Source organism: Acinetobacter sp. WC-141 (assembly GCF_000313935.1).
Lineage (GTDB): Bacteria > Pseudomonadota > Gammaproteobacteria > Pseudomonadales > Moraxellaceae > Acinetobacter.
Window position 1 is genome coordinate 22,301 of the sequence record NZ_AMSS01000016.1, and the last position, 25,189, is coordinate 47,489.

Genomic DNA, 25,189 nt, shown 5'->3' on the forward strand with positions numbered 1-25,189 from the left:
GAAGAAAATAGAGACATGGCAAGATCGTTAGAAACCCAAAATATTATTAATCAACTTGCTGCTATTGAGCAGACAAATGGGCAAGTTACTATTCAAGACTTACGGCAGGCATTTCTTAATCTTGTGCCTGATGTTACTCAAGATTTAGCAAATAAAACAACTTTGTTTTATGCAGGGAACAACCCAACAGATCCTCTATATATAGCAGCAAAAGCAATTTCGAAGGATACTAGTAACCCTTTAACTATTATGGGTAATACCAAGCTTTCAGAATTAATGCACTCAGATGAAGTGATAGGTTATTTAAAAGAAATTGCTGAAAAAAATAAGATTGCAAAATATACGGACATTATGAACGATGAAACCACGATTGATGGGGTTAAAAGTCGTGCATTGTGGGATGATGCTTCAGAAGCCCTTGCAAAAGCTTCTTCTGGTGATGTTCGTACCCTTACGCCATTTGGTACCGAAGATAAAGTTTTTGCCCGTGTGGAGCTACCAGCTTTACTTGAAAACCCAAATGTAAAAACCATTGATGGGATACCACGTGAGGTACTGAAAACAATATACGATGCTGATATTGCCAGTGGACTCACGCATGCGGAGGCAATAGATAATGCACGTGCGGCAGTACAGGCAAAATCACTCATCTATACTTCGCTCATTGATGAAATTAGCAATGCAAATGGTAAGGTGACCTATGAGGTTAGCCGATTTATAGAGGGGCCAAATAATCTTTCTGACTATACGAAGGGGGCTTCAGTTACCCCTCATGCAGATACATCAATAATTCATTCGACATTACTTGGAGATACACCGAGTACCAGTCTATTAAACCCATCCCAAATAGAGTTTTTGAATAGAGGGAAGACTCAATTAGAGCGGGTGGAGTTAGTTACCCAGCAATTGGCTCAGAACGTATCTATATTTGAAAGTACACATCTTTCGAACTTGGCAAAAGGGGCAGGTTTAGCAAGTTTAACGATTGGGTTATTTACTGTGACTGAAAAAGCCCAAGCTGCTGAAACCCCAGAACAAAAACAACAAATTATAGATGATTGGGTCGGTCATACCACGGCAGAGTGGATTGCAGGATCAATTGGTAGTGCGTTATTGGTAGGGGGGGTAGCAGCATTTACAGCAGTATCTGCACCTGTGACTTTAGCTTTAGCGATTGTGGGTGGAATAGTCGGTTCGATTGTGGGTGGTGACACGGTCTATGAGCTTATCAAAGAGGGTGTTAATAAAGTTTTAAGCGACATTAAGTCTAGTTTACATTCAATAGTTGGGGAGTTTTTAGATCAGTTTGATTTGAATGATGTTATGGGATTATATGAACAGGCAGAGCATGTAACTAGCCCATTAATACTCGATTTAAATAAAGATGGCGTGGTTGGAACACGTGCATTGAGTGAAAATATTTATTTTGACCATGATGGTAGTGGATTTAAAGAAAAAACAGGTTGGGTCAGTTCGCAAGATGGTTTGCTAGTTTTAGATAAAAACAATAATGCGGATATTGAAATAGGCAATGAATTATTTGGAAATCAGACTAGCTTGAATAGTGGCCAATTGGCAAAGAATGGATTTAAGGCTTTAGCAGAATATGACCTAAATAATGATGGAGTGATTGATGCAAAAGATGAAATTTATCAGCAGTTACAAGTTTGGCAAGACATCAATCAAAACGCACATGTAGATCAGGGTGAACTGACTGGTTTACAAACAATAGGTATCCAACAAATTGATTTAGCTTATATCTTGGCTAAGCAAGTTGATGTCAATGGTAATTATCATAAACAGCAGGGGCAGTTTGTCTGGGCAGATGGAACTGCTGGAAAAATAGATGATGTATGGTTTCAAGTAGATACCTTACATTCCCAGATAAATCAGGCCCAAATAGTTGAGATTGATCCTTCAATTGCGGTATTACCTGATATTCACCAATTTGGTAACGTTGATAGCTTACATCAGGCTATGGCAAAAGATACAAATGGAATATTACAACAATTAGTTGAACAATTTGCTCAGACAGATTCTTTGCTGATTAGGCAGCAACTCGTGACTGATATTATTTATCAATGGACGGGTGTGGCAGATTTACCGAGTCATGAAAGAGGAATGTATTGGGATGATCGACATTTATTGGCTTTAGAAAAAATAATGGGACGTCAATACCATTCATTTGCAGATGATCCTGAGTGGACTTTAGCGGTAGGAAATAATCAGGCATTTGCTTTAGAGGAAGCATGGAGACTCTTGCTACAGAAAATCTATGATCAACTCTATCTACAACAAAAAGTACCTGAATTTTTTGAAAATATTCAAATAACAGAATCAAACGAACTCGATGTCACTCAACTTTATAGTTATATCAAACAATCTAGTCTAATTGAGGTGGCTGAACTCTATGATGTTTTAAGCCGTGGTCCACAATTGTTTAAGGATGTACAAAATAGCTTGAAAGAACTTGCTTTGAATGTCTCTACACCAGATTTGATTGATCAAATTCTAGGTCAAACTTTGCAAGTTCATATTTCATCTGTAAATGATAGTTTCTATGTAGGAAGTGATGGAGATGATTTACTGATCAGTAATATTGGGACAGACATATTTGTAGGTGGTGAGGGTGTAAATATATATTTTTTTAGTTCTAATAGTGGGCAAGATACTATTCAGGCAAGCTATTTATCGGAAAACTCGCCTTTGACAGAAACTCATATTGTTTTAGATGCCTTGCCGCAGGATATAGTGGTTGAGGTTGCTTCAAGCGACATTATTTTAAAAATCAGTGGAACTGAGGATCAATTAAAAATAGAAAATGCAATTTCAGAGAGTTCAACATTCAAAACGATAACCTTTGTAGATCAAACCGTCTGGACCATTACCGATATTTTAGCCCAGCCCTTGTTAGGTACTGAAAATGATGATTACCTGATAGGTATAGATGCGCGTGATAACACGATTTATGGTTTTGCAGGAAATGATAATCTCTATGGTGCGATTGGTAATGACTATCTAGATGGTGGTGCTGGTGATGACGAGTTAAATGGTGGTGATGGAATCAATACTTATTATTTTGACCGCGGTTATGCAAATGACAGCATTATGGCATCTTATTTGACACCTGAATCGGCATCTACAGAAACCCATATTCAATTAGGTGTATTGCCTGATGACGTTAGCGTTGAGCTCTTTGATCAAAGCATCCGAATTACAATTAAAGATAGTGGGGATACATTAGAGATTCGTGATGCATTTGTAGAAAACTCAGCGTTTAAAACAATAACCTTTGCAGATCAAAACGTCTGGACTATTACCGATATTTTGGCCCAGCCTCTGTTAGGTACTGAAAATGATGATTATCTAGTTGGTATAGATGTTCGTGATAACAAAATCTATGGTTTTGCTGGCGATGATTATCTCTATGGTTCTATGGGCAATGATTATTTAGATGGCGGTATAGGTGATGACGAGTTAAATGGTGGAGATGGAATCAATACTTATGTTTTTAACCGTGGCTATGGTTATGATTCGATTAATACCCCTTATTTAGATGAAAATTCACCTCAAATAGAAACACATATTTTAATGGATGTATTGCCAAGCGATGTTTCGGTTGAAATTTCATATCAGGATGTCTTTATTAGTCTTAACAATACTGACGATCTCTTGGAAATTAGAGGCGTATTTACAGAGTTTTCAGCTTTTAAAACAATTACTTTTGCAGATCAAACTGTATGGACTATCCAAGATTTACAGAATTCCGCTTCAATAGGCAGTAATCAGGATGAATCATTAACAGATTTGTTGAGTGGTTTAGCTGACAATTCTAACTACGAAGAGTACGGTTATTTATTTGATGAGTTGTCAGATAACCAATCATTAGTTGGACAGCTTGAAGGGAACAATACGCAAGTGCTGACAGACTCTTTGGTATTAGAAGAAAGCTCTGACGTTGACTATCAATTTAATCTTTTAACAATTGAAGATGTGCAAAAGTCTGATATTGATGTTGATAAATTATTGATAATTACCAATGCGAATAGTGATAGTGAAAATTCTCAAAATGTTAAAAATATTTTGACTCAAAAATATCAGTTTGATGAAGTTGATGATCAAATCGTATTTGATAACACTGCATTTTCAATGGTAAATAATATTAGTTTATGGAATACATCATTTAATCAACAGTTTATAGCCTAAATTTTTTATTATTTTCTTAAAAAACAACTTATTGATTTAAATAAATAAAAAAGCCTCATTACGAGGCTTTTTTCATAATCTTTATTTAATATTGGGATCGCCTTTTTTCAAGAAAAAGCGAATCGCTAGTTTTTGTAGGAATGTTCCATAAGGAGGGTGGAAAAGCTGAGTTGGGAAGAACCGATGACGTATAAACACAGTTTTTGCATGTGAAAGTTCACGGAAGCCTTCTTCACCATGATATGACCCCATACCTGAGTTGCCGATACCACCAAAAGGAGCATCATGGTTAACTACATGCCAGCCCCAGTCATTAATGGTCACGCCACCCGAATGAGTTTCACGTAAAATACGATCACGTTCTACGGAACTATGTGTAAAGCAATAAAGCGCTAAAGGTCGTTCGTCCGATTTCACATAGGTAATTGCATCATCTAAAGAATCATATGCCACTACAGGTAAAATAGGGCCAAAGAGTTCTTCTTTCATAATACGCATGTCTGGTGTGCAGTTCAGCACAATCTGTACAGGCATTCTACGGCCTTGTTGGTCGAAGCTATACGTGTCGCAAGGAATAATACGTGCACCTTTTTCTTGTGCATCGGTCAAAATATCTTGAATGCGTTTTAAATGACGATCATTGACAATAGATGTATAATTCTCATTATTTTCAATGTCTTGACCAAACATTTTTATAAAGCTTGATTTCGCAGCATCCACAAATTCATCAATACTTTCTTTTGGAACCAACGCATAGTCAGGTGCTACACAGATTTGACCACTGTTTGTTGCTTTACCATGTGTAATACGTTTTGCAGCATCGGCAAGCGGGTAGTTACGGCTTACAATTGCTGGTGATTTTCCGCCTAATTCGAGAGTAACAGGTGTTAAGTTTGCAGCAGCAGCTCGCATGACGACTTTGCCAATAGCTGGAGAGCCAGTAAATACAATATGGTTAAATGGTAAAGAGGTAAATCTTGCCGGATCTGTAATTTCTTCACCAAAAACCGCTACTTCATCTTCATTAAAGACTTCGGCAAGCATGCGTCGCAGCATTGCATTAGTATTCGGTGTAATTTCAGGGAGTTTAACCATGACTCGGTTGCCTGCAGCTAATGCGGCAATGAGTGGGCCAAGCGCTAAATAAACGGGGAAGTTCCAAGGAACAATCACACCAACCACGCCTTTAGGTTGATATTGCACACTTAAACGGTTTGATAAAAATAAAAGCTCGGTACGGCGTTTACTTGGGCGCATCCAGCGGCGTAAATGATGAATTGCATGATCAGCCTCTAACACAGAGCCAAGCAAATCTAATAGTTTAGATTCATCAAGTGATCTTGAACTAAAGTCAGCATTAATCGCAGCAGCCAAAGCATCTTGATAACGGATAATTTGTTTTTTGAGTTGATGCAGTTTTGTGCGGCGTGCTTCAAGACTTGGGTAAGGATCTGCCTCAAAATTGGCACGTTGTTTGGAAAAAATAAGTTCCATATGTTCAGTGGCAGAGCCGCTATATTCTTTTAAAGTGGAGCTTTCCATTATTGTTCCTTCCATACTTTTGCTTATCATACTTTATGCTTGAAGCGTCGTATGGTCGATGTTAAATTGAGACAACAAGAGGTAGTTTAGTGCCATTATGCACGTCACTCTAGGGATGGTATGAATTAAATGCCTAAAAATATTTATAAAAATACAAATGTGGCTATCGAAGGAAATTATGATAATACATCTTTAGGTGCCAATACATATTTGCTGGGATTAACCAGTTTATTTGATGAAATGGGTTCGCAAGGCCATTCAATATCAGATGTTTTATCTGGCACAAATATTTCGCCAGATACGATGAATCAATCCTCTTTATATATTTCCCAAGTCCAAAAAATTCAGCTATTTCAAAATATTCAAAAGCTATCTCATGACCCTCTCATCGGTCTGCGCGCAGGACAAAAGCAGCGACTGTCAGATTTTGGGGTATACGGCTACGCACTATATTCTTCGCGTAATTTTAGACAAGCGGTAGAGCTTGGCATTCGACACATTAAGCTTGCAGGGCCTATTTTAAAGAAGTCTTTTTATATTCGAGATGACGCTGCGGTTTTTGAAGGGCAGGACATTATTGCACTTGGCAAGCTTTTGCCTTTGGTATGCGAGTTTTGGTTTAGTTCCATGCAAACCTTAATTGAACGGGTGCTTGAAGGACCATTTCAAGCCAAGAAGCTTTTATTGCCCTATCCAGCGCCTGACTATGCAGAAGAATATGAAAAAGTCTTTCATTGTCCTGTTCAGTTTAATGCTGGGGTGATGCAATGGCACTTTGATTTAAAATGGCTCGATGTACCTTGCCCAAATGCCAACCCGATTACTGCGGACATGTGTAAGTCGTTTTGTGAACGGATGCTAGGTACAGCAGAACTTGAGGAACCTGAGTTGGTGAAAACAATTCGTTTAATATTATTAGATGGAACAGGACTTTTTCCATCAGCTCAAGAAATGGCTGAACGGCTACATATATCAAAGCGTACCTTACATCGACGCTTGGCAGGGTTTAATTTGACTTATCAAGAGTTGTTAGATGAAACTCGGCGCCGTCTTGCCGATGAATACTTGCGAGAAACGACTTTAACCGTAGATGAAATTGCCGAAAGAATTGGCTTTTCAGATACCTCTAATTTTAGAAAAGCCTATCGTCACTGGACAGGCATTTCACCAAATGAGTATCGAATACAGTACCTAAATTAGAATTAGCTTTGACTGCTACTTAAATCGAGAGAGCAACTTTTTCTGCAAAAATGGATTACAGAGCAAAATTGCAAATAAAATAATAAATATGCCAATAATGCTGAATAGATCCGGTAATTCATGCCAAAAAACAAATCCCCATATCCCTGCAAAAATAATAGCAATGTAATTCATGGGACCAATTTGGCCTGCTGGCGCTAAGCTGTAGGCATAAGACATAAACAGTTGGCTAATATTAGCTAAAAGTCCCGCAGCAATGAGCAGTGCTAATTCATGCCAAGTGAAAATACGCCAATGCCAGAACATTGGAATAGAGGAAATCAAACTACCAAAAATACAGAAGTAAAAAACAATACGTTCAGGCGGCTCTGTACTGGTTAAAGCTCTTACGGTCACAAAAGCCATTGCGGATAAAAAGCATGCACCCAAGCCAATAAAAGATAGTGCGTTAAATAAACCTTGGTCGGGTTTAGCAACAAATAAAACCCCAATGAGTCCGATCACAGCAGCAAAAATCATCGATTTGGTAATTTTTTCTTTTAAGAAAAGCCATGCAATCAGTGGAATAAAGATAGGGGATGAATAACTAAAAACCATGGCATTTGATAGTTTTAAGTTCGCAATAGCATAGAAAAAACCATACATTGCGGCAAGTCCCACTAAGCTTCGCCACGTGTGCATCCAAAGTTTATCGGTTTTAACAAAATCTAGCCCTTGTTTAAAGAGCATCGGAATAAAAATAAATAAACCCACTGCATTTCTAAAAAACACGACGGTCGCATTGTCTACCGTTTCTGAAGCAAAACGAATGCACACTCCCATAATGGAAAATAATAATGCCGATGTCATAAGACAAAGCAGTGCTTTTCCAAGTTGAGTTGAGGGGAGGTTTGGAGCAGTCTGATTTTGCATAGAGAAATAGAGTTCTTAATTTTCGATGTTATTTTAGCAGCGATGTTAAGTTTTGGTGAAATGTGTCGTAATTAATATGGGAAATGTGAAAAAGATGAGGTGATATGCCTCATCTTTTAAACTTTATTAGGTCACGGGTGCAGGGTTAAATACAGCGAGTGAGTTATGAATACCCCAACGGTCTGACCATGTTTGTTTTTCACCGCTAGCCACTTGTAAAATCAGTTCAAAAAGTTCCCAGCCCACTTCTTCAATAGTTTTCTTTCCAATAGCAATATCGCCAGCACTAATATCAATCAGGTCATACCAACGGTTTGCAATATTGTTTCGGCTTGCCATTTTAATAACTGGCACTGCTGCCAACCCGTAAGGTGTACCGCGACCTGTGGTAAAGACTTGAACGGTAATACCAGATGCCATTTGCTGCGTACCACAGATAAAGTCACTTGATGGTGTAGCCGCAAAAATTAATCCTTTTTTTGTCGGTCTTTGGCCCGGTGCGAGAACTTCTACAATCGGTGAGCGGCCCGATTTGGCAATTGATCCCATCGCTTTTTCTACAATGTTATTCAGTCCACCTTTTTTATTACCCGGTGTGGTATTGGCACTTCGGTCTACTTGGCCTGCTGCTAAATAGTCGTCATACCATTTCATTTCCCGAATTAGATCTTTGGCAACTTGTTCATTTGCTGCACGTGGCGTAAGTAGGTGAATACCATCACGGACTTCCGTAACTTCAGAGAACATGACTGTACCGCCACATTGCACAATCAGGTCAGCTGCGAAACCAACGGCAGGGTTAGAGGTAACTCCAGAAAATGCATCACTCCCCCCACATTGCATGCCTACAACTAAATTAGAAGCTGGAACTTCTTCTCGAGTACGTTGATTAAGCTTTTCAAGGTGTTGTTCTGCCACGGATAAAATATGGTTGACCATACTTTCAAAACCGTTGTGGCGCTCATCTTGCAACTGAATAATATCTTCGTTTGCTAGGGGAATATATTTGTTTTCTTTAGGAATATTTAAAAGTCGTTCGGGTTGCATTTTTTCGCAGCCCAGACTCACAACCATAATTTCTCCACCAAAATTAGGGTTGAGTGCAAGATTATGTATGGTACGAATAGGAACAATTGCAGCAGGTGCATCGATTGCCACACCACAACCGTATAAATGGTTTAATCCGACCACACCATCTACATTTGGATATTTAGGAAGTAAATCACGTTCAATAATTTTAACGACATAATCGACAATACCTTCGACACAGTTAACACTGGTCGTAATACCTAAAATATTCTTTGTGCCGACACTGCCATCTTTGTTTTTATAACCTTTAAATGTATATCCGCTAAGCGTAGGGAGCTTTGGATCAGGGCGAGTTGCTAACTCAAGATCATCTAGCTCAGGTGCCTCAGGCATTTGGGTAACAGCTTCATTTACCCATGAACCCGCGGGTAAATCTTTATTGGCATAACCAATAATTTCCCCATAACGAACAATTGCTTCACCTTGCTTTAATGGCTCTAATAAAACTTTATGTCCCTGTGGCACATGATCAACCAAGATGAGTTGATATTCTTCAATAGGTGTAGAAGGTGGTAAACCGCCGTCATTCACTACAATGGCTACATTATCAAGAGGACTAATTTTTATGAGGAGAGGCTTCAGCATGATCGTTCCTTGTATACATTTGAAGAGAGGTCATAACGCTTAAGTTAGTTAAGCGTTATGACTTAAAGTTTTAAGAGGTAGGTTTTAACTCGAAGCGCTGGATTTTGCCGACAATAGCGGTATAGCAAATCACTGCTGCAATCGCATGCACACCAACATAAGTCAATGCAAAGTTGAAAGAACCAGTACTTGCTAAGATATAGCCGATCACAATTGGGGTCACGATTCCTGCCGTATTACCAAACGCATTCATCATTCCTCCTGATAAACCCACCATTTCTTTCGGTGCAACATCAGACATGACTGCCCAACCTAAAGAGCCGATGCCTTTCCCGAAGAAAGATAAAGACATAAAGAATACGATTGCTGCTTGAGAATCGACGTAATTACACATAATGATTGAGGTTGAAACCAAGAATCCGACTACGATAGGTAGCTTTCTTGAAAAGCTTAAGCTGTAATTCATTCGAATTAACTTATCTGAAATTAAGCCACCTAAAATTCCACCTACAAAGCCACAGAGTGCAGGTGCAACTGCCGCGAAACCTGCTTCTAAAATGCTGAGATGTCTTTCTTTTACAAGATAAACAGGAAACCAAGTTAAGAAAAAATAGGTCAGTGTATTTACACAATATTGTCCAATAAAAATACCGAGCATCATACGGGAAGCAAGAAGTTGCTTAACTTTACCCCATGTGATTTTCTCTTTTTTAGCATTTTGGCTGTTTTCACCCATGTCGAGTAAAGCACCTTCTGAAGCAATATATTTTACTTCTTCGGGGTTTACTGTTGGGTGATTGGTCGGGCTATAAATGACCTTGAGCCAGATAAATGAAAGTAGAATTCCTAAACCACCCATAACCCAGAAAATAGATTGCCAATGTACAGTCGCGACAAGCCAGCCCATGAGAGGAGCGAAAAGTACAGTGGAAAAATAGGAAGATGAGTTAAAAATGGCAGCCGCTGTTCCACGTTCTTTGGTCGGAAACCATGCAGCAGCAATTTTACTGTTACCCGGAAAAGCAGGCGACTCAGATAAACCAACTAAAAATCTGAGTACAAAGAGTGAAGTAATGATGGTTGCTGTGTCACCTAAAATATTGGTAAAGCCAATTAAGACAGTGAACAATGACCATAAAAACAAGCTCCAGAAATACACACGGCGAGCACCAAACTTATCGAGTAGCCAACCACCTGGAATTTGACCAATAACATAGGCCCATGCAAAGGCCGAGAAAATATATCCCATGGTAACTGAGTCGATACCTAGCTCATGAGACATTGGCGTTGCAGCCATTGAGAGGGTTGCACGATCACCGTAATTAAACGCCGTCACCAAAAAAATCATCGCAAGAATGTAGTAGCGAGTTTTCGTATGTTTGGCTCTTTGCTGAGTCACTACAGCGATATTTGTTTGCAAATTATCCATATACAAACTCTTTTAATAATCGACCTATTTGCATATCCGTGAAATAGGTGACGTCATGTCAAATTCATCGATAGAATAGATGAGAAAACGGAATTTTGTATCTACTCTATAGTCCTAGTTCTAAAACCGCGTCTTTAGATGTATGACATCATATGATTAAAAATATTATTTTGGCAAGTGGGGCCGAAAAATAATTTTTATGCGGGTTTATATTGACAAGTTGTCTGATGTCTTATAAGTTTTGGTGATGAAAAAATAGCATCAATATGCCAAGGAGTATTTTAATGGCGACCTCTACACCTATCGTTAAATCAATTCGAGCAATTCCTGTTGCTGGACATGACAGCATGCTGCTCAATTTGAGTGGTGCTCATGGACCTTATTTCACTCGTAATATACTCATTATCGAAGATAACTCTGGAAATATTGGTGTAGGTGAAATTCCGGGCGGAGAAAAAATTTTAGCGACATTAAATGATGCTAAAGCCTTGGTAGAAGGACAGCCGATTGGTGAATATAAAAATTTACTTAAAAAAATTCAGCAAACTTTTGCTGATCGTGACAGTGGTGGCCGAGGCAATCAAACCTTTGATTTACGTACCACAATTCATGTTGTAACAGCCTATGAGTCAGCATTACTTGATTTGCTTGGTAAGCATTTAAATGTGAATGTCGCAAGTTTGCTTGGTGAAGGCCAGCAACGTAGTGAAGTTGAAGTTTTAGGATATTTATTCTTTATCGGTGACCGAAAACAGACTTCATTAGACTATGCAACTACACCTCAGCATAACCATGACTGGTATAAAGTCCGTCATGAAAAAGCGTTAACACCCGAGGCAGTACAGCGCTTAGCAGAAGCTTCTTATGATCGTTATGGATTTAAAGACTTTAAGTTAAAAGGTGGCGTATTACAGGGTGAACAAGAAGCTGAAGCGGTTACAGCAATCGCGCGCCGTTTTCCAGAAGCGCGTGTGACACTCGATCCAAACGGTGCATGGTTTTTAGATGAAGCAATTGCTTTAGGCAAACATCTTAAAGGGGTGTTGGCCTATGCAGAAGACCCATGCGGTGCAGAACAAGGTTATTCAAGCCGTGAAATTATGGCCGAGTTTAAACGTGCAACAGGCTTACCCACTGCGACCAATATGATTGCGACCGACTGGCGAGAAATGTCACATAGTATTCAATTGCAAGCCGTTGATATTCCTTTGGCTGATCCACACTTTTGGACATTGGAAGGTTCGGTTCGAGTGTCGCAGCTCTGCAATATGTATAACTTAACGTGGGGTTCGCATTCTAATAATCACTTTGATATTTCACTTGCTATGTTTACCCATGTTGCTGCTGCCGCGGTAGGTAAGGTTACGGCAATTGATACACACTGGATTTGGCAAGAAGGTACAGATCAGCTAACCAAAGCGCCGCTTGAAATTAAAGACGGTAAAATTCAGGTGCCAACAGCACCGGGGCTTGGTGTCGAACTGGACTGGGACCGAATTAACCAAGCGCATGAACTGTATAAATTAAAAGGTTTAGGAGCTCGTAATGATGCCGATGCGATGCAATTTTTAATACCAAACTGGTCGTTTAATAATAAAAAGCCGTGTTTGGTGCGTTAATATTTTATCGTTATTTTTGAAAAATTCACTTTTTGAATTGTCTTAATGCTTTGCTGTCCCTATGGGCAGCTTTTTTTTATGTTTAACGATTAGCTGTAAAATTAAGAATTTTTAACTATATTTTATAAAACAATAGGTTAAATGATTTTTGGTAATGAGCTTTTATCTTTTTAAAAATTTTAGATTCTCAGAAGAAAAATATATTGATCAAAATAAAAATTATGATGTAAGATGTCTGACAACATAAACATGTATGGATATTTTCTAATGGATGCTCTTGAGTTAAAAAACATTGTTTCTGATGGTCTTCTTTCTTTTCCAGTGACCGACTTTGATCAAAATGGGGACTTTAATAAATCTTCTTATGCGAAACGTCTTGAATGGTTAGCACCTTATGGTGCAAGTGCATTATTTGCTGCGGGTGGTACAGGCGAGTTTTTCTCGTTAACTGGAAGTGAATACTCTGACGTGATTAAAACAGCGGTTGATACATGTAAAGGCAGTGTACCGATTATTGCTGGGGCAGGTGGTCCGACACGTCAGGCGATTGAACAGGCAAAAGAAGCAGAGCGCTTAGGTGCACACGGTATTTTGTTAATGCCGCATTACTTAACTGAAGCAAGCCAAGAAGGTTTAATTGAACACGTTAAGCAAGTATGTAACTCAGTGGACTTTGGCGTAATTTTTTATAACCGTAGCGTATCAAGATTAAATCTCGATTCAATCCAAAAGTTAGCTGAGATGTGCCCCAACTTAATTGGCTTTAAAGACAGCTCTGGTCAAATCGATATGATGACGGCAGTGACTCAGACTATGGGTGATCGTTTGTCGTATTTAGGTGGTTTGCCAACAGCAGAAGTTTTTGCAGCCCCATATAAAGCCTTAGGTTGTCCGGTTTATTCATCAGCTGTATTTAACTTTATTCCAAAGACTGCAATGGAGTTTTATAACGCGCTTCGCAGTGATGACTTTGAAACAACCAATCGTTTGATTAAAGATTTCTTCTTGCCATTGATAAAAATTCGTGACCGTAAATCAGGTTATGCGGTAAGCATGATTAAAGCTGGTGCCAAAATTGTTGGGCATGATGCCGGTCCCGTGCGTCCGCCATTAAGTGATTTAACTCAAGCAGACTATGAAGATTTGGCTGCGCTCATTGCGACACTTGGTCCGCAATAATTCTAACTGTTTAGGTATTGGAGCTTTAAAATGAGTAAAAATAACGGTCGGCAGTTTATTAATGGCCAACGCGTTGCTGCAAATGCGCCAGCTCTAGAAAGTATAGCTGCAAAAGACTATCAACCAACAGGTTATGTATTTAGTCAGGCGACCCTTGAAGAAGTGGATCAAGCTGCTCAAGCTGCTCATAACGCTTTTTTAGTTTATAGCCAAACTTCTCAAGAGCAACGTGCCTCTTTTCTTGAAGAGATTGCTCGCCAAATTGAAGCATTAGGTGCGAACCTGCAAGAAGTCGCTTCACTTGAAACAGGCTTACCACTTGCTCGTCTTCAAGGAGAGACAGGCCGTGTTACTGGTCAGCTTCGACTGTTTGCTGAACTTTTACGTCGTGGCGATTTTTATGGCGCTCGCATTGATGTGGCATTACCAGAGCGTAAGCCTTTGCCGCGTGTCGATTTGCGTCAATATAAAGTTGGGGTAGGACCGGTTGCTGTGTTTGGCGCGAGTAATTTCCCACTTGCATTTTCAACAGCAGGCGGTGATACCGTAGCTGCTTTAGCAGCAGGGTGTCCGGTTGTCTTTAAAGCACACTCTGGCCATATGGCAACTGCTGAGCTTGTTGCAGAAGCCATTGAACAAGCAATCGAAGTTTGCGATATGCCTAAAGGCACATTCAATATGATTTTTGGCGGCCGTATTGGCGCAAACTTAGTAGAACATCCACTGATTCAGGCAGCTGGTTTTACGGGTTCTCTTGAAGGCGGAATGGCACTTTATAACCTTGCGCAGAGCCGTCCTCAGCCAATTCCATTCTTTGCTGAAATGTCGAGTGTGAACCCTGTAGTGGTTTTATCTCAAGCGCTGAGTTCTCGTGGTGAACAAATTGCTCAGGATACGGTTGCCTCATTTAATATGGGATGTGGTCAGTTCTGTACAAAACCGGGGTTAATTTTAGGTGTAGAAGGACCTGAATTTGACAGTTTCGTAGCAGCTTTAGCTGAAAGCACGCAAAAAGCTGTGCCTCAGGTCATGCTGAATGAAGGAACTTTAAAAAGTTACCGTCAAGGTATTGATGCTCTAAACAGTGAAGCTGGTTTTGAAGTTATTGCGACAGGTCAAGAGGCCGAGCTAGTTTCTCAAGCAAAAGCACATCTATTTAAAGCAGATCAATCGGTTTTATTGTCTGGCAACCCAAAACTACAACATGAAGTTTTCGGACCAATGTCGATTGTGATTGGCGTAGAGGATGAAGCGACTCTGTTAAAAGGGATCGAGGCTTTAGGTGGACAGCTTACGGCAACCATTATTGGTGATGAAAATGAGTTGTCCGAAGCAGGCGAACTTCTTCATTTGCTAACTGGTAAAGCTGGCCGTGTATTGTTTAATGGTTTCCCGACAGGAGTTGAAGTGTCTGATGCAATGGTGCATGGTGGTCCTTTCCCTGCAACGAGTGATGCACGCGGAACTTCGGTAGGTACGGGAGCGATTGAGCGTTTCTTGCGTCCGGTATGTTTCCAAAATACACCACAAGTTTTATTACCCGATGCATTAAAAGATAGTAATCCATTACAGATTACTCGTCTGGTCAATGGGCAATTAACTCAGGCCAAAATTTAAAAATTGTGCAGCTCAATCAATGCTATTGAGCTGCATATTTTTTAACTTATTCAACGTATTATTAAATATCAACAGAAGCACAAGTTGCTTACTTTTTAAATATGTGTGAGGGTTTGATAAGCGAGATAAAATATTTTATTTTTAATAACTTAGAGGTATAAAAACCGAATATGACTATCGTCTAAGTTTATAGTAAAATGAATTTCCTAATTTTTTCAACATCTCATGAGTTCTTCAGATTATGTCTAGTGCAATTAAACCTAGATCAACAAAAAAACTAAGCCAGATTATTGTAGAACAACTGATCGAGAAAATTCAGTCTGGAGATTTTCAGGTTGGAGAGAAAATTCCAACAGAATTAGAATTAATTGAAACCTTTGAAGTTAGCCGCTCTGTTATTCGTGAAGCAATTACTGAATTGCGTTCTCTGGGCTTTGTTGAAACTCGTCACGGGATTGGTACTTTTGTAAAAGAGCAGACCATTGAGCAGAATTTTTTACTGTCTAATGCCAGTCTAGAAACCATTAACGATATTGTTTCTTTACTTGAGCTTCGAATTAGCCTTGAATCGGAAGCTGTCTTTTTAGCATCAGAGCGTCGTAAGCAAATCCACATCGATAAAATGAAAGCTGCGCTTGAAGACTTTGAACGTCATATTTCATCAGATGCAAATGATGGTACGGTAAAAGCGGATTATGATTTTCATATTGCCATTGCCGAAGCTTCTGAAAACCAATATTTCGTTGATTTTTTAAAGTACCTTGGCGAAAAGATTATTCCGCGTGCACGACTTAAATCTATTGAGCAAAGTCCAGAAAACCGTGAAGAATATTTAAAAGCGGTTCATCATGATCATGTCAATATTTATAACGCGATTGTTGATCAAGATGGTTTATTGGCTCGACAAATGATGCGTGCTCATCTGTCTAAAAGTATTAAAAAGTTTAAGCAATAAAGCTTGAGCTAAGATTAAGTTGGGTGAGATTAAAAGAGAGCTTCTATAAGCTCTCTTTTAATTTGATAGGGTTGTTATTTACAGCTAAAGTTTTTAGCTTTTTCGCTATCACCTTGACCATTGTAGCGGGCAATTAGTGGGTAAGGACAAAGTGGGCGGGTACGGTCTGGCGTCCAGTCTTGCGGAAGTTCAGTATTCACTTGACCACTTGGGTTACCTGCGCCGCGTGCAGTCGCAATGATTTTGTCAGGTGCTTGCCCATATTCCACCCAGTTAACTAAAGCAGTCAATGCATCAAACTGGTCGGTCGCAATGCCATCACGGGTATGGTTCATGCCCGGAACTCTAAAGAAACGTGCAAATTCAGGCGCTGTACCTTTTGCATCATTTTTATAGTGTTGGAGTAGTTGATCATACCAATTTTGGGTGTCATCCACAGAGAAAACACCGTCAGCTGTGCCTTGTACCACAATCATTTTTCCACCGTGGTTGCGCAGTTTATCCAGATTAAGTTCATCGGGCGGCAACATAAAAGACATTGCGCTTTCGGTGTACAGCTCGTTGGCCGCCGATAGTTTTGGATAATCAGTATCAAAATTATAGTTAAAGGCAAATTGTCTAGAGTTTTGAACTACAGTTGGATCTGGCGGAACCTGAAAAAGAATGCCGACTGCAACTGGGTCGCGTGCTGTTCCAACCGAAGATTCGAATTTCCAGCTTGCCCAGTTACTGCCTACTAAACCTGGGTCGAAAGGCTGGGTTGCATAGAGTGCTTGTCCGACAGAATTTACAGGACCACGGTAAATGTTGGCTAGCACATCAATTTGTTCGGTACTTAGGCAGGTGCCATCTCTTGTACTTGAGCAAACAGGTACATGTTGGTGAATATTAAAAGCAGTACGGCAAGCCTCAACATCTTGAACGAGTCCATCTGCAACACCATCTAAGGCATCACATCGATCTAAAATCGCTTTTGCTAATACTTTACGTTCTGGAAGGGTAAGGGCGGTACTTAAGTCATTTTCATCTGTTGCGACACGACGAAGCTGTTGTGCTGTATAAAGTTGTGCTGCGGCTGCTCGAGGCAAATGGAAACCCGGTGTGCTTGCTAAAATTCCATCATATTGGTCGCCCAAACGAGTTGCTGCAATCATGGCGTGGCGACCACCATTAGATGTACCACCGGCATAGGAGCGGTCAGGCAATTTACCATAAGCCGTTTTAATCAAATTTTTTGCCATAGGCGTGAGTTTGGTAATAGCGCCATATCCATAGTCAACTCTGGCTTGAGGGTCTAAACCAAACATGGGGTTTTGTGAAGCGTTATGTCCTGCATCGGAAGAAATGACAGCAAAACCGTCATGTAGGGCATTGGTGAGCGGACCACCACTGCCAACCTGTCCTGTTGCAGGCACTAGGTTACCATCGGTTCCACCATTGCCTTGATAGAGAAAACGGCCATTCCAGTTAACGGGTAAGCGCATTTCAAAACCAATTTGATAGGTTTGTCCATCAACAGGGCTTACACGTTGGTCCATATAGCCTTTAACTAAACAATGTGCACCAATTGGCTTGTTGGCTACAGTCAATGTACCCGCCTCTTGAAGCGTGGATGAGCTAATCACAGTATTGTTATATTGAAATCCGGTCAGATCTGAACAGCTTCCAGTTAATTTTGCACCAACCGCAGAAGTAAGTTGTGGAGGTGTTTGAGGTAATGAGGTTGTACTGTCATTGTCATTACCACAACCAGTCAGTACTGCCGCAATCGCAAGCAATACGGTTGATTGTGTCCAAAGACGCTTTTTGTTTTCATTCATTTATAAATATCCTTATTTTATGAAGGTTGGTGGATTTAATCTAAAACCAGAAAATTAGCTGTACTACGTGCAACCATTTTGTTGTTTTGCCAAGCTTCACTTTCAAGATTCAGTACGGTTTTACCTTGTTTAATAAATCGGCATTTTGTAATGACTTCGCCCACAGCACAGGGCCTTAAAAAGTCCATGGTTAAATTAATGGTGGTTGCTGGTTTACGGTCATTTGCCAGAAACGCAAAAAGCCCCATCACATCGTCGAGCATCGCGCAAATCATGCCGCCTTCAACCGTATCGCGCGGGTTGGTAAAACTTTCTAGCGCCGTGTAGTAGATGGTGAGTTCAGTGTTTTTTTCATTCCAATGAATATTGTGACCGCCTAAATGGTGATGAATTGGCGGTAAGTGTTCTAAAGTTTTTTGATCCATAATGAAGGGTCCATCCTTTTGTAAGTTTTATAAAAATTATTATTGCAGGGTATAGGCATCATAAATAACCGCTTTACCCAAACGCATTGCACTACCTACCGCAACGGTTTGATTGAGCCACGCATATTTAGGTGAACTGGTTTCAAACTGCATGGTAATTTTGAAATAGTAGTTTTTCGGGTCGACATCTTTGCCTTGGGCGAGCTGTTTTAGCGTTTCTGCCGAGCCATGTCGGTAACCTTTGGTTTGAAGATAAATGAGCGCACCATCATCGGTTTCTAACAAATATCGCGTATCAATAATTGCCAGTCCTTTACTGTCGACAATTTGCCAATCTGCACCATTATTTAAAATGCGGCCTTTAAGCGATTTTCCTTCAAATGTTCCACCTGTAATGGGAATAATTCGGCGTTTACCTGCATCACTGGTGGTGCCTAATTCCCAAACAGGCGCATTCAGATCCACACTAAATTTTGCTAAAGGCTCAAGCTGAATAGGTGGCGGACTATATTGCGTTTCGGCATGAGTCAGGGCAATGAAACTAAATCCGTAGAGTAGCGTTACAACTTTCTTCATGATGAATGTCCCGAAATAAAAAGAGGTTCTATGCGCAGCAGAACCTCTTGTTTTGAATTATTTAAATTTCCATGTGTAATCGATGTTGATACGGGTTTCGTTTACAGGTTTGATGTTGGCAGTGGAGAGCATGTTGTTGTCATAGATTGCATAGCGCGCGCGGAGCCCTAAATTTTTTAACCAGCCACTTTGAACGGTGTAGCCTAAATCAAAGTCTGTTTCGCGTTCTTTTAGATTGGTTCCACCTAAGTTGGGTGCATAAATATTGTGACCTGTGGTGTAACGAGTCATGAAACGTAAACCCGGAACATAATCTTTAAAGTCATATTCATAGCGGAAGCTGTAGGCTTTCTCTTTTGGATTTAAAAACTCACCCGGCCATGTATCAATGAGAAGTCCGGTTTCACCTCCAGTCAAATACGGAAAGGCGGTATCGCCGTGATGTTGGAAGGTTCCAAAAATAAACTTATGGTTTTGATGTTTGAGTTCGAAATGCGCATGATAAAGATCATTATCGACTAAACCTGCTTTTGCTTGCCCGTCATCTCGGCTGCGGTAGTAGCGTAATTGCGAGCTAAGATTAGTAGTGTCATTAATTTTGTGTTGATGTAAGGCACCGACCATGGTTTGGTTATAAAGATCATCAACATCCATATAGAACGCTGTGAGCTTGATTGCTGGATCAAGCTGATAGTTTCCACCTAAATAATAGAGCCCGTCAGTTTCGGCACCTTTAAATCGCCCATTTACGCCTGAAATTTTAATTTTTTCATAGTTGGTCGAATCACGATGATTCACTTTATCGAGATAGGCTGCCTGTAAATCAAAATCTTTAATATCTTTACTGGTCAGTGAAATTCCTCGATAAGTTTGAGGTAACAAGCGAGCAGGTGAAGCCACTAAAACTGGGTTCATCGGCATTAGCGTACCAATACGTAGCTCGGTCTGACTCATTTTCGCCTTTGCTGTGACCCCAATTTCGCCATAAGAGTCAGCAGGTTCATTGGTACGGGTGTCTCTAGGTAAGTTTCCTGTACCGCCATGCTCTGCGTCGGCATCGAGTTTAAAACCCGCCGTTGCAAGTATATCCAGCCCAAAACCGACAGTCCCTTCGGTATAACCTGAATTGGCTTTGAGAATAAACCCTTGTGTCCAGTCCTTGGCGGCAGGGTAAGCGGATTGCTCTTGGTAGTCGCGGTCAAAATAGAAATTTCGTGTGGTGAGTTCTACTGAACTGTTGTCAATAAAACTGCCCGCGCAGACTGATCCTGAGAGCATAAGGGTAGAGTACATCCATAATTTCGACATAGCATTTCTTCCTGAAATATCATTTCTTGTTTTCAACAAGGCATAGTTGTTGTATCTGCCTTGTCTGGTTTTTAAATCGAATTATTTTCCGAGCAGTTCTCGGGCAACGATTTCTTTCATAATTTCATTGGTTCCCCCATAAATTTTTTGTACCCGCGCATCCACAAAAAAGCGTGAAATCGGGTATTCCTGCATGTAACCGTAGCCACCAAAAAGCTGAAGTAACTGATCAATCACTTCACATTGAACATCGGTAATAAAGCATTTCAATGCGGCAACCTGAGTCACACTTAATTGGTGTTGTTGATACAGTGCTGCACATTGGTCTACAAAAGCTTGGGCAGCTTTTGCTTTGATTTGTGCATTTGCGAGCACAAAGCGCGTGTTTTGCATTTGGCTTAAAGGTTGCCCGAAAGCTTTACGCTCCATCACATAGTCTTTGGTGATTTCGATGGCTCCTAAAATTGACCCCAAAGCCATCATAGAAATACTTAAACGTTCGCGAGGTAACTCTTGCATTAAATAAGCAAAGCCTTGACCTTCTTCACCTAAACGCTGAGTTGCCGGAACACAAACATCATCAAAAAATAGTTCAGCTGTATCTTGGGCGTGTAGCCCAATTTTTTGTAAGGAACGTCCTTTTTTAACGCCGTCTAAAGCTGCATCCACTAAAAAAATTGAAATACCTTTTGCTTTGGCTTGCGGGTCAGTTTTCGCTACCAAAACGATCAGGTCGGCATGCAAACCATTTGAGATAAACGTTTTTGAACCATTCACACGATAGTGGTCATTTTCTAAAACGGCTTGAGTGCGTATGGCCTGTAAGTCTGAACCAGCATTGGCTTCGGTCATGGCAATTGCAGTGACGACTTCACCTGTGACCATTTTTGGTAACCAATAGCGTTTTTGTTCTTCGGACCCGATATTTTGCAGGTAAGGAGAAACCAGCTCATTTTGCCCGCCAATGGCAACCGCCAAAGATGCAAAGCCAGCTTGAGCAGTTTCTTGAACCAGCATGAGGGAATAATGAACAGGAGCGCCATAGCCGCCATATTCTTCGGGCACATCTACGCACAAAAAGCCATTTTCCCCAAGACGAAGCCATAGCTCACGTGGGATCAGGCCATCGTGTTCCCACTGTTCGTAATACGGAGCGACCTGTTCTTTTAAGAACCTGCGGTAACTGTCCCGAAATAGTTCAAATTCTGTATCGTGTGGCATGTTGAACCTTTTTTTAGGCAAAAGTGAGGCTAAGGCCCAAACCGAAGTTTGAGCTTCCTTTTTTAATTCAATTGCTTATTGCTTTAAGGTGGGTACTCGAATAATCAGCGGGTTTTCGGCCTGCTTTTGATAAAGTTCATCAATTAAGGCAGCACGACGCTTAGTGATATTGCTTTGATTGAGGTTGCCTTTATCGGTCACTTCGCCTGCATCGAGTTGAGGTGGTTCAGTCATTAAATAAAGCATGGAAACTGTATTTGAACTGCCAGTCGCATCTTTATTAAAAGTCGTTAAAAATTGGCGGAACCATTGCTGAACTTTAGGGTGCTGTAATATTTCTACTGACGAATGCTCACCAAGTTTAAGACCTGCATATTGAGCACAAGCATCCATTTTTGGAAAAATCAGAAAGCCTACGGCATTCAGGTTTGAACCTGTAATACAGACATCTTGGATGAGTAAATTACCTTGAATGAGCACTTTGTTGCGTAGCGTGCCAACATTGACGAAAGTGCCTGTATTGAGTTTAAAGTCTTCGGCAATGCGTCCATCGTACATGAGGCCTTTGGTCGGATCATTCACATCGACTAAACGAACAGCATCACCCGTATGGAAAAAGCCTTCATCGTCAAAAACAGTGCTTTGCTGGTCTGCTTTTAAACGCCAATAACCTTTCATGACATGTTTGCCACGAACACAAAATTCAAGTTTGTCGCCACATGGAACCAGTTTGATTTCACACCCCGGTGCAGGGTAGCCAATAAAGCCAGCCATCACGCGTGGGCCAGTGGTAAAAGCGCAAGATGGGGCAGTTTCAGTCATGCCTAATCCGCTCATAATGCGAATTTTTTCTCCGCAATGTTGCTGAGCAATTTTATCGAGTCTGTTCCAGCCAGCTTCTGAAAGCGCTGCGCCTGCAAAGAATAAAATTTTTACTTTGTCAAAAAAGCGGTCTCTTAACTCTTCATCTTGTTCTAAAGCTTCGGTGAGTTCTTCCCAACCTTTTGGTACATTTAAATAAACTGTTGGAGAAATTTCTTTGAGATTACGAATGGTTTCGTCAAATTTTCCTGCAACTGGTTTGCCATCATCAATGTAAATCGTACCGCCGTTATAGAGCGCAATGCCGACATTGTGACTGCCTCCAAACGTGTGGTGCCAAGACAGCCAATCGAGTAGGACGGGTGGCGTTTCTTCAAACTCAGGGAAAGTCTGCAACAGCATTTGCTGATTAACACACAACATTAAATGTGTGGTCGGTACCGCTTTAGGCAATTTGGTTGAACCTGATGTAAACAAGAATTTGGCAATTTGGTTTTCATCAAGGGTTTGGTAAAACTCTTGAACATTTGAAACAGGCGTATCTAACAGCGACTGAAAAGATGTGCAGATCTGATTGCCCACAAGGCCTTTGTTGGTCACCACTTCAATGTCTGATGTAATACATGCCTGAATCCCTTTGGAAAAGGCCTGACCATCGCTGGCATAGACCATACCGGGTGTGAGCACTTCAAACACATGTTTGAGTTTGCCAAAGTCTTGAGAAATAAGAGAGTAGGCAGGGGAAATAGCTGAGAAAGGCACACCCGCCAGCATAGCACCCATAGAGAGTGTTAAATGTTCGAGATCATTACCACTTAAAATGATGAGTGGTCTTTCTTGGCTTAGGTTACGTTCATGTAAAGCCTGAGCAATATGCCATGCGCGTTGTAAAACTTCTGCATAACTCAGTTTGACCCACTCACCTTGAGCATTGCGTTTGGCTGCAAAAATATGGTCAGGTTTGGTCTGTGCAAAATGAATTAACCGATCTGTAAGTTTTTGTGGATACGGTTTTAATTGCTCTTTTGGGCTGATATAGAGCGTGTCATCTTTATGGTGATAATGAATATCATGTTGCCCTAATTTTACGAACCGTTCGCGGTCTTGTGATTGAGTGGCATTCATTTGCATTTCTTTCACTCCATGGAAAGCGCATCACTGCGCTTTATCTTTTTGCATCATGCAATTTTTATTTAGTATGTCGTTGTCTGCATTAGCCGACTAAATCGGGTAATGACGCGATTGAGTTTGAATGGTGATCCAACGCAGTTCGGTAAATTCACCAATAGAGGCTTTACTACCAAATCGTCCGTAACCACTCGATTTTGTTCCACCAAATGGCATTTGAGCTTCGTCATGCACGGTTGCACCGTTAATGTGACAAATACCCGAATCAATCTGTTTAGCCACTTCCAATGCCTGCGAAATATTTTGGCTAAACACTGCCGAAGAAAGACCGAACTCGCTGTCATTTGCCAGTGCTACACCTTCTTCAATGGTTGAAAAACGTTGAACCGTGCAGACAGGTCCAAATGATTCTTCGCGGTAAAGCAGCATGTCAGGTTTAATATTGAGCACCAGTGTTGGTTGCATGGTGGTGTCTTCAATATGAATGCCTAAAGGTAAGTCGGCACCTTTGTTTTGGGCATCTTCAAGCAAATGCTGAATACGGTTTGCAGCGCGGCGACTTTCTAAAACGCCGAGAGTATTGTCTTTTGAAGTCGGATTACCCGCCTGAATGGAACGTGTTTTCTCAATCAGTTTTTCAATAAACTGGTCGGCAATTTTGTCTTGAACCAAAACACGTTCGGTCGACATACAGATTTGCCCCTGATTAAAGAACGCTCCAAAAGCGACTGCATTTACGGCTTCATTAATGTCTGCTTCATTTAAAACCACAACAGGGGCTTTACCACCCAATTCGAGTAAAACAGGTTTTAAATATTGAGCAGCAGTTTCAGCAATAATTTTTCCGACTTTGGTTGAGCCTGTAAAATTAATACGTTTTACAGCTGGATGAGACACTAAACGTTCAACAATTTGTGGCGCATCTTCGGCGGCATGGGTAATCACATTCACCACACCTTCGCCAAGACCCGCTTCGTGTAACACTTCACCAATGAGACGATGCGTTGCAGGGCAGGCTTCAGATGCTTTTAACACCACCGTGTTGCCACAAGCCAATGGCATGGCAAGCGCACGTGTTGCCAAAATGACAGGAGCGTTCCAAGGTGCAATCCCAACAATAACACCGCAAGGAACACGTACACCCATCGCAAGATTACCGGGTACATCTGACGGAATCAGGCTTCCGTCAATTTGGGTGGTCATTGCCGCTGCTTCACGTAACATGTTTGCAGCAAGGTGAACGTTAAACCCATACCATGTGGCAGTTGAACCTGTTTCTTGCATTCCAGTTTCAATGAATTGCTCGGTCTTTTGGTCCATTAAATCGGCTGCTTTTAACAAACGTAGACGGCGTTCGGTAGGCGAGAGCTTCGACCATACTTTAAAAGCTTGTTGCGCCGATTCGATTGCGCGATCAACATCTTCCAAGGTTGCAGCAGCAGCTTTGCTTGCCACAGATCCATCAATGGGGCTAATACGCTCAAAAGTTGCCTGATTTGATGCATCAACAGATTGACCGTGAATAAGTAACTGTACATTTTGCATGGGTTGTGTCC

17 protein-coding genes are annotated in these 25,189 nt (G+C 40.8%); 6 read left to right on the plus strand and 11 right to left on the minus strand.

Annotated elements, in window-relative coordinates:
• Positions 1-15 precede the first annotated feature (15 nt).
• Positions 16-4,206, plus strand: coding sequence for a calcium-binding protein (locus ACINWC141_RS02825; protein ID WP_009387844.1), 4,191 nt, complete (start codon positions 16-18; stop codon positions 4,204-4,206).
• Positions 4,207-4,287: 81 nt separating this feature from the next.
• Here the strand turns inward: ACINWC141_RS02825 and ACINWC141_RS02835 are convergent, their stop codons facing one another.
• On the minus strand, positions 4,288-5,748 hold the full coding sequence (locus tag ACINWC141_RS02835) for a coniferyl aldehyde dehydrogenase (RefSeq protein WP_009387794.1): 1,461 nt from the start codon (positions 5,746-5,748) through the stop codon (positions 4,288-4,290).
• Between the two features lie 129 nt (positions 5,749-5,877).
• Here ACINWC141_RS02835 and ACINWC141_RS02840 point away from each other — a divergent pair, with 129 nt between their 5' ends.
• Entirely contained in the window at positions 5,878-6,948 is a 1,071-nt protein-coding gene (locus tag ACINWC141_RS02840) for an AraC family transcriptional regulator (RefSeq protein WP_009387829.1), read from the plus strand.
• 15 nt (positions 6,949-6,963) lie between these two features.
• Here ACINWC141_RS02840 and ACINWC141_RS02845 read toward each other — a convergent pair whose 3' ends face one another.
• The 3 genes from ACINWC141_RS02845 to ACINWC141_RS02855 all read right to left on the minus strand — a co-directional run bounded on the left by ACINWC141_RS02845 (position 6,964) and on the right by ACINWC141_RS02855 (position 10,963).
• Positions 6,964-7,860 carry a DMT family transporter gene (locus tag ACINWC141_RS02845; protein ID WP_009387728.1) on the minus strand — a complete coding sequence of 299 codons (897 nt, stop codon included), beginning with the start codon at positions 7,858-7,860 and terminating at the stop codon, positions 6,964-6,966.
• A gap of 126 nt (positions 7,861-7,986) precedes the next feature.
• The gene (garD, locus tag ACINWC141_RS02850; protein WP_009387760.1) at positions 7,987-9,534 is read right to left on the minus strand and encodes a galactarate dehydratase; all 1,548 of its coding nucleotides are present in this window, start codon (positions 9,532-9,534) and stop codon (positions 7,987-7,989) included.
• A gap of 70 nt (positions 9,535-9,604) precedes the next feature.
• The gene (locus ACINWC141_RS02855) at positions 9,605-10,963 is read right to left on the minus strand and encodes an MFS transporter (protein ID WP_009387745.1); all 1,359 of its coding nucleotides are present in this window, start codon (positions 10,961-10,963) and stop codon (positions 9,605-9,607) included.
• A 284-nt stretch (positions 10,964-11,247) separates the two neighbouring features.
• Here ACINWC141_RS02855 and gudD point away from each other — a divergent pair, with 284 nt between their 5' ends.
• The 4 genes from gudD (at position 11,248) to ACINWC141_RS02875 (ending at position 16,333) form a co-directional block, all read left to right on the plus strand.
• Positions 11,248-12,582, plus strand: coding sequence for a glucarate dehydratase (gene gudD, locus ACINWC141_RS02860; protein ID WP_009387747.1), 1,335 nt, complete (start codon positions 11,248-11,250; stop codon positions 12,580-12,582).
• 267 nt (positions 12,583-12,849) lie between these two features.
• A complete protein-coding gene (gene kdgD / locus ACINWC141_RS02865; RefSeq protein WP_009387806.1) occupies positions 12,850-13,761 on the plus strand; it encodes a 5-dehydro-4-deoxyglucarate dehydratase in 912 nt (303 codons plus the stop codon).
• Between the two features lie 30 nt (positions 13,762-13,791).
• A complete protein-coding gene (locus tag ACINWC141_RS02870; protein ID WP_009387737.1) occupies positions 13,792-15,378 on the plus strand; it encodes an aldehyde dehydrogenase (NADP(+)) in 1,587 nt (528 codons plus the stop codon).
• 241 nt (positions 15,379-15,619) lie between these two features.
• Positions 15,620-16,333 carry a FadR/GntR family transcriptional regulator gene (locus ACINWC141_RS02875; protein WP_009387748.1) on the plus strand — a complete coding sequence of 238 codons (714 nt, stop codon included), beginning with the start codon at positions 15,620-15,622 and terminating at the stop codon, positions 16,331-16,333.
• Between the two features lie 74 nt (positions 16,334-16,407).
• Here ACINWC141_RS02875 and ACINWC141_RS02880 read toward each other — a convergent pair whose 3' ends face one another.
• The 7 genes from ACINWC141_RS02880 to ACINWC141_RS02910 form a co-directional block, all read right to left on the minus strand.
• The gene (locus tag ACINWC141_RS02880; RefSeq protein WP_009387840.1) at positions 16,408-18,153 is read right to left on the minus strand and encodes a tannase/feruloyl esterase family alpha/beta hydrolase; all 1,746 of its coding nucleotides are present in this window, start codon (positions 18,151-18,153) and stop codon (positions 16,408-16,410) included.
• 35 nt (positions 18,154-18,188) lie between these two features.
• Complete coding sequence (locus ACINWC141_RS02885; RefSeq protein WP_009387785.1) at positions 18,189-18,578, minus strand: PaaI family thioesterase; 390 nt, start codon at positions 18,576-18,578, stop codon at positions 18,189-18,191.
• A 39-nt stretch (positions 18,579-18,617) separates the two neighbouring features.
• Positions 18,618-19,154: a DUF3237 domain-containing protein gene (locus ACINWC141_RS02890; protein ID WP_009387796.1), complete on the minus strand. Its 537-nt coding sequence runs from the start codon at positions 19,152-19,154 to the stop codon at positions 18,618-18,620.
• Positions 19,155-19,211: 57 nt separating this feature from the next.
• Positions 19,212-20,462 carry an OprD family porin gene (locus ACINWC141_RS02895; RefSeq protein WP_034677456.1) on the minus strand — a complete coding sequence of 417 codons (1,251 nt, stop codon included), beginning with the start codon at positions 20,460-20,462 and terminating at the stop codon, positions 19,212-19,214.
• A gap of 81 nt (positions 20,463-20,543) precedes the next feature.
• Positions 20,544-21,683: an acyl-CoA dehydrogenase family protein gene (locus tag ACINWC141_RS02900; RefSeq protein ID WP_009387770.1), complete on the minus strand. Its 1,140-nt coding sequence runs from the start codon at positions 21,681-21,683 to the stop codon at positions 20,544-20,546.
• A gap of 75 nt (positions 21,684-21,758) precedes the next feature.
• Positions 21,759-23,645, minus strand: coding sequence for a feruloyl-CoA synthase (locus ACINWC141_RS02905; RefSeq protein ID WP_171061954.1), 1,887 nt, complete (start codon positions 23,643-23,645; stop codon positions 21,759-21,761).
• An 81-nt stretch (positions 23,646-23,726) separates the two neighbouring features.
• On the minus strand, positions 23,727-25,178 hold the full coding sequence (locus ACINWC141_RS02910; protein WP_009387727.1) for an aldehyde dehydrogenase: 1,452 nt from the start codon (positions 25,176-25,178) through the stop codon (positions 23,727-23,729).
• Between the last annotated feature and the right edge of the window lie 11 nt (positions 25,179-25,189).